Genomic DNA, 6,423 nt, shown 5'->3' on the forward strand with positions numbered 1-6,423 from the left:
CGCCCGGCCCAGCCCGCCGCCCCGGCGCAGCCCGCCGCCCCGGCGCCGGCTCCGGCCCAGGCCGCTCCGGCCGCTCCCGCCGCTCCGGCCGCCGCCCAGGCGACCGACGAGGGCGCGTACGTCACCCCGCTGGTGCGCAAGCTCGCCGCCGAGAACAGCGTCGACCTGTCCTCCGTCAAGGGCACCGGCGTCGGCGGCCGCATCCGCAAGCAGGACGTGCTGACCGCCGCGGAGGCCGCCAAGGCCGCCGCGCCGGCTCCGGCCGCTGCCGCCGCCGCGCCCGCCGCGAAGAAGGCCCCCGCCCTGGAGACCTCCCCGCTGCGCGGCCAGACCGTCAAGATGCCGCGCATCCGCAAGGTCATCGGCGACAACATGGTCAAGGCGCTGCACGAGCAGGCGCAGCTGTCCTCGGTGGTCGAGGTCGACGTGACCCGGCTGATGCGGCTGCGCGCCGCGGCGAAGGACTCCTTCGCGGCGCGCGAGGGCGTCAAGCTCTCCCCGATGCCGTTCTTCGTCAAGGCCGCCGCGCAGGCGCTGAAGGCCCACCCGGTCATCAACGCCAAGATCAACGAGGCCGAGGGGACCATCACCTACTTCGACAGCGAGAACGTCGGCATCGCGGTGGACTCCGAGAAGGGCCTGATGACCCCGGTCATCAAGCACGCCGGCGACCTCAACATCGCGGGCATCGCCAAGGCCACGGCGGAGCTGGCCGGCAAGGTCCGCGCCAACAAGATCACTCCGGACGAGCTGTCCGGCGCGACCTTCACCATCTCCAACACCGGCTCGCGCGGCGCGCTGTTCGACACGATCATCGTGCCGCCGGGTCAGGTCGCGATCCTCGGCATCGGCGCCACCGTCAAGCGCCCCGCCGTGATCGAGACCGAGGAGGGCACGGTCATCGGCGTCCGCGACATGACGTACCTGACCCTCTCCTACGACCACCGCCTGGTGGACGGCGCCGACGCGGCCCGTTACCTGACGGCGGTCAAGGCGATCCTGGAGGCGGGCGAGTTCGAGGTCGAACTCGGCCTCTGAGCCCCCTGTCGTCCCCGCACCACGGCGCCCCGCCCGGACTCCTCCGGGCGGGGCGCCGCCGTTGCGCCGGACCCGCGGGGGCGGCCGCCGCCGCCCAGGGCGCGGGAAACCGCGCGACCAGCCACAAACGGCGCGCAGCCGGCGCACAGCGGACGGAACCGCGCCATAACGCGCCGCCCGCCGCCCCCGCCGTGTAAGTCTCGTCTCACCTGCGCAAAAGCATCCCCAGGCCCGCTACCCCGACCCCGCGCCCGCCGTATTGTCTAAACGTCAGCCCCCGGGAGGAGCACCCATGACCGCGCCCGTCGTCCACTCGCTGCGCGAACAGATCCGCGAGCACATCGTGGAGGGGATCGTCAGCGGTCGCTGGAAGCCGGGCGAGCGCATCGTGGAGCGGCGGATCGCCACCGAGCTGGAGGTCAGCCAGACCCCGGTGCGGGAGGCGCTGCGCGAGCTGGAGTCGCTGCGGCTGATCGAGTCCGCGCCGAACAAGGGCGTACGGGTCCGCAACCTCACCGCCGCCGACCTGGAGGAGAGCTACCCGGTCCGGGCCGGTCTGGAGGCGATCGCGGCGGAGCTGGCGGCCGACCGGCTGGCCGGGGACTGCTCGGCCCTGGAGCCGCACGTGAGCGCGCTCTACGAGGCCGACCGGCGGGCCGACGGCACCGGGCAGGTGCGGCACACGGTGGGCTTCCACCGGGAGCTGGTGCGGGCGGCCGGCAACTCGGTGCTGCTGCACACCTGGGAGGGGCTGGGCATCGAGGTCTTCACCGCGCTGTCGATCCGCTGGCTGGGGACGGTGCAGCAGTCGTACGCGGAGGAGCACGAGGAGCTGGTCGCCGCGTTCCGCCGCCGCGACCCGCGCATCCCGGAGCTGGTCAAGTCCCACGTCCTGGGCTGCGCCCCGCGCCCCTGAGGCGACTCCTCGCGCCCCGGAAAGGGGCGCGGGGAACTGCGCGATCGACCACAACGCACCCGCACCCGCCCGGTGACGCCCCGACCCGAGCTACGGGGCGCACCCGAGCCGACCCCCGCTCACCTGCGAAAACACCCTCCATTCAAGGTCACCCGGTGCCACCGCCGGAGGCACCCCGTGCCGACTTTCTCGGAATCGAGAGGTTTTGCCCCTCAACCCTTTGATCGATCATCGATCACAGAGTTAGAGTCGCCGACGGGCTCTCACCGGAGTCCCGCGCCCTGTCCTGCCAAAGACCAAGGGCACCCCCGAACCCTTACGCAGATGAGGGAACCCCCTTCGACTGAGGAAGGCGGCGACATGACCGACCCCAACGCCATCCAGCCGAGCGAGCTCGACCAGCTCCCGGACCGCGACCCCGAGGAGACCGCCGAATGGCAGGCCTCCCTGGACGCCGTTGCCAAGGCGGCCGGGCCGCACCGTGCCGCGTACCTGATGCGCCGCACACTGGAGCGCGCGGAGGGCACCGGCGTCGCGCTGCCCAAGCTGCTGGAGACGGACTACGTCAACTCCATCCCGACCGGCGCCGAGCCCGCCGTTCCCGGTGACGAGGCCCTGGAGGCCCGGATCACCGCGTGGAACCGCTGGAACGCGGCCGCGATGGTCACCCGCGGCAGCAAGTACGGCGTCGGCGGCCACATCGCCACCTTCGCCTCCGCCGCCTGGCTGTACGAGACCGGCTTCAACCACTTCTTCCACGGCAAGGAGCGCGACGGCTCCGGCGACCAGCTCTACATCCAGGGCCACGCCTCCCCCGGCATCTACGCCCGCGCCTTCCTGGACGGCCGGCTCACCGAGCGGCACCTCGACCGCTTCCGCCAGGAGTCCGGCGGCGACGGCCTGCCGTCCTACCCGCACCCGCGGCGGCTGCCCTGGCTGTGGGAGTTCCCGACCGTCTCCATGGGCCTCGGCCCGCTGTCGGCGATCTACCAGGCCCGGTTCAACCGGTACCTGACCAACCGCGGCATCAAGGACGTCTCCGCCTCGCACGTGTGGGCGTTCCTCGGCGACGGCGAGATGGACGAGCCGGAGTCCACGGCCGCCCTCGCGCTCGCCTCCCGCGAGCAGCTGGACAACCTCACCTTCGTCATCAACTGCAACCTCCAGCGCCTGGACGGCCCGGTCCGCGCCAACTTCAAGATCGTGCAGGAGCTGGAGGCCCAGTTCCGCGGCGCCGGCTGGAACGTGGTCAAGACGCTGTGGGGCTCGGCCTGGGACGAGCTGTTCCAGCTCGACACCACGGGCGCGCTGGTACGCCGGCTGCGCGAGGTGCCCGACGCGCAGGTGCAGACGTACCAGACGCGCGACGCCGCCTACATCCGCCAGGACTTCTTCGGCGCCGACCCGGCGCTCGCCGAGATGGCGAAGCTGCTGAGCGACGACAAGATCATCGAGTGCTTCCACCTCTCGCGCGGCGGCCACGAGTCCCGCAAGGTCTTCGCCGCCTACAAGGCCGCGCTGGAGCACAAGGGCGCACCGACGGTGATCCTGGCCCAGACGGTCAAGGGCCACACCCTCGGTGAGGGCTTCGCCTCCAAGAACGCCAACCACCAGATGAAGAAGCTGACGGTGGACGAGTTCAAGGCGATGCGCGACCTGCTGGAGCTGCCGATCGCCGACAGCGCGTTCGCCGACGGCCAGGTCCCCTACGGCCACCCCGGCGCCGACTCCCCCGAGGTGCGCTACCTCCAGGAGCGCCGCGCGGCCCTCGGCGGCCCGGCCCCGGCCCGCCGCGTGCACCCGGTGGCCCCGCTGCCCGCCCCCGCCGACAAGGCGTTCGCCGCCTTCGACAAGGGCTCCGGCACGCAGAACGTCGCCACCACCATGGCCTTCGTCCGCCTGGTCAAGGACCTGGTCCGCGACAAGGAGACCGGCAAGCGCTGGGTGCCGATCGTCCCCGACGAGGCGCGCACCTTCGGCATGGAGTCGCTCTTCCCGTCGCTGGGCATCTACTCGCCCAAGGGCCAGACGTACGAGCCGGTCGACCGCGACCAGCTGATGTACTACAAGGAGGCGAAGAACGGGCAGATCCTCAACGAGGGGATCACCGAGGCCGGTTCGATGGCCGACTTCATCGCCGCGTCGTCCGCGTACGCGACGCACGGCGAGGCGATGATCCCGTTCTACATCTTCTACTCGATGTTCGGCTGGCAGCGCACCGCCGACCAGATGTGGCAGCTCGGCGACCAGCTCGGCCGCGGCTTCCTCGTCGGCGCGACGGCCGGCCGCACCACCCTGACGGGCGAGGGCCTCCAGCACGCCGACGGCCACTCCCCGGTCATCGCCGCGACCAACCCGGCCGCGCTGAGCTACGACCCGGCGTTCGCGTACGAGATCGGGGCCATCGTCAAGGAGGGCCTGCGCCGGATGTACGGCGAGGCGGCCGAGGGCGAGGACCAGAACGTCTTCTACTACCTCACCGTCTACAACGAGCCGCTGCCGCAGCCGGCCAAGCCGTCGGCCGCCGGTGTGGACGAGGGCATCGTCAAGGGCCTGTACCGCTTCAACACGGCGGAGTCGGCCGGCCTGACCGTCCCGGCGAACGCCCCGCGCATCCAGCTGCTGGGCTCCGGCACGGCGATCCACTGGGCTCTTCAGGCGCAGCGCATGCTCGCCGAGGAGTGGGGCGTGGCCGCCGACGTGTGGTCCGCGACCTCCTGGACCGAGCTGCGCCGGGACGCGCTGGAGGCCGACGCGGCGCTGCTGCGCGGCGAGGAGCGGGTGCCGTTCGTGCGCCGGGCGCTCCAGGGCGCCGAGGGTCCGGTGCTGGCCGTCTCCGACTACATGCGCCAGGTCCCGGACCAGATCGCGCAGTGGGTCGAGCAGGACTGGTCCTCGCTGGGCGCCGACGGCTTCGGTCTGTCGGACACCCGGGACGCCGCCCGCCGCCACTTCGGCGTCGACGCGCCGTCGATCGTCGCCGCCGCCCTGGCCCAGCTCGCCCGGCGCGGCGAGGTGAAGGCCGCGGCGGTCAAGGAGGCCCGGGAGAAGTACGGCCTGTGATCAGGTCTGCTGAATGACGGGAAGTGACGGGGAAGGCGTGCGGCGCGACGCCGTGCCCCTTCCCCGTTCTCCCCGTTCTCTTTGTTCTCCCCGTTTCCGGCTCGTACGGGGGCGTGCGGGGCCCCTGGGGGTGGTCGGGGCGCGTATAACGATCCGCCGCACTCCACGTGCGCCCCTTGGCCCCAGGGCCGATGCTGGAACGCGTGATGGACGAGACGGAGTTCTGGGACCTGATCGACGCCTCGCGCGAGGCCGCCGAGGGCGATCCGGAGGAGCAGGCCGATCTGCTGGTGGAGCGGTTGCTCGACTGCGACCCCGAGCTGGTCCTCGACTTCGCACGCCACTTCGAGGCCCGCTACAACCGGGCCTACCGCTGGGACCTGTGGGGCGCCGCCTGGGTGCTGCTGGACGGGGCGAGCGACGACGCGTTCGACTTCTTCCGGTGCTGGCTGATCGGCCAGGGCCGGGAGGTGTACGAAGGGGCGCTGCACGACCCGGACGCGCTCGCCGACCTGCTGGACGACTTCGACGAGGAGATCGACGGCGACGGCGAGGAGCTGGGCTACGCGGCCGACGAGGCCTACGAGCAGCTCACCGGTGCCGTCGCCCCCGACCTCGGCATCCCGCCCGCGCCGGCCGAGCCGGAGGGCACGCCGGTGGAGTTCGAGGACGATGGGGCACTGGCCCAGCGCTACCCGCGCCTGTGGGACCGGTTCCGCGAGTAGGCCGCGCCCGGAGTCCCGGGCGGGTCAGGACCTGCCCTGGAGGCGGGCCGCCGCGTCCCGGATGGCCGGCAGGCGGACGGTGAGGGCCGCGCCCGGGCAGTTGGTCGGGAAGCCGTCGGTGTGCCCGGCGACGGCCGGGAGCAGGGCCGTGGTGCCCGGCTGGTAGCGGCTGTGCCGGTTGCTGGAGACCAGCGCCACCCCGGCGCGCGGATCGACGCCGGCCAGCCCCAGCTTCCAGGCGGCCAGCGCGGCGATCGCGTCCGTCATGGCCTGCGGCACGGGCGTCCCGGCGGTGAAGGTGCCGATCGCCGCGATGCCCGCGGTGCGGTGGTTGAAGCCCTGGGTGTGGGCGCCGGTGACGGCGCGCTCGACGCCGCCGGCCCGGCCCTCGTAGATGGTGCCGCAGCGGTCGACGAGGAAGTTGTAGCCGATGTCGTCCCACTGGCGTACGCCCGTCTGGCCCGCGTACAGATGGCGGATGATGCTCGGCGCCTCGGCGCAGGCGTAGGCGTTGGGCGAGTCGGTGTGGTGGACGAAGACGGCGACCACCCTGTCGTCGTAGCGCGGCGGCGGCTGCGCGTGCCGGGCGGTGGCGTCCAGCCAGGCCGACCGGGGCAGGATGCGCGGCCGGGGCGCGCCGTGCCCGGCGGCGCGGGGCGCGACCGCGCCCGCGGGCACCGG

The 6,423-nt window shown here is 72.7% G+C and carries 5 protein-coding genes; 4 read left to right on the top strand and 1 reads right to left on the bottom strand.

Annotation, left to right across the window (positions count from 1 at the left end; genetic code table 11):
- The 4 genes from sucB to ABEB07_RS37900 all read left to right on the top strand — a co-directional run.
- On the top strand, positions 1-1,038 hold a 1,038-nt coding region (sucB, locus tag ABEB07_RS37885; protein ID WP_345672602.1), incomplete at its 5' end, for a 2-oxoglutarate dehydrogenase, E2 component, dihydrolipoamide succinyltransferase.
- A gap of 292 nt (positions 1,039-1,330) precedes the next feature.
- Entirely contained in the window at positions 1,331-1,954 is a 624-nt protein-coding gene (locus ABEB07_RS37890; protein WP_345672603.1) for a GntR family transcriptional regulator, read from the top strand.
- 360 nt (positions 1,955-2,314) lie between these two features.
- A complete protein-coding gene (gene aceE / locus ABEB07_RS37895) occupies positions 2,315-5,017 on the top strand; it encodes a pyruvate dehydrogenase (acetyl-transferring), homodimeric type (protein ID WP_176148663.1) in 2,703 nt (900 codons plus the stop codon).
- 206 nt (positions 5,018-5,223) lie between these two features.
- Positions 5,224-5,742, top strand: a complete 519-nt coding sequence (locus ABEB07_RS37900) for a DUF4240 domain-containing protein (RefSeq protein WP_176151915.1) — start codon at positions 5,224-5,226, stop codon at positions 5,740-5,742.
- Positions 5,743-5,766: 24 nt separating this feature from the next.
- On the opposite strand, the gene ABEB07_RS37905 is transcribed toward ABEB07_RS37900, so the two are convergent.
- Positions 5,767-6,420, bottom strand: a complete 654-nt coding sequence (locus tag ABEB07_RS37905) for a peptidoglycan recognition protein family protein (protein ID WP_345672604.1) — start codon at positions 6,418-6,420, stop codon at positions 5,767-5,769.
- Positions 6,421-6,423 lie beyond the last annotated feature (3 nt).

This window comes from Streptomyces similanensis (genome assembly GCF_039543625.1).
Taxonomy (GTDB): domain Bacteria; phylum Actinomycetota; class Actinomycetes; order Streptomycetales; family Streptomycetaceae; genus Streptomyces; species Streptomyces similanensis.

Bases quoted from the DNA above. Each gene is read 5' to 3' on its own strand.
- ABEB07_RS37890 (WP_345672603.1), top strand. From the start codon at position 1,331: ATGACCGCGCCCGTCGTCCACTCGCTGCGCGAACAGATCCGCGAGCAC.
- aceE (WP_176148663.1), top strand. From the start codon at position 2,315: ATGACCGACCCCAACGCCATCCAGCCGAGCGAGCTCGACCAGCTCCCG.
- ABEB07_RS37900 (WP_176151915.1), top strand. From the start codon at position 5,224: ATGGACGAGACGGAGTTCTGGGACCTGATCGACGCCTCGCGCGAGGCC.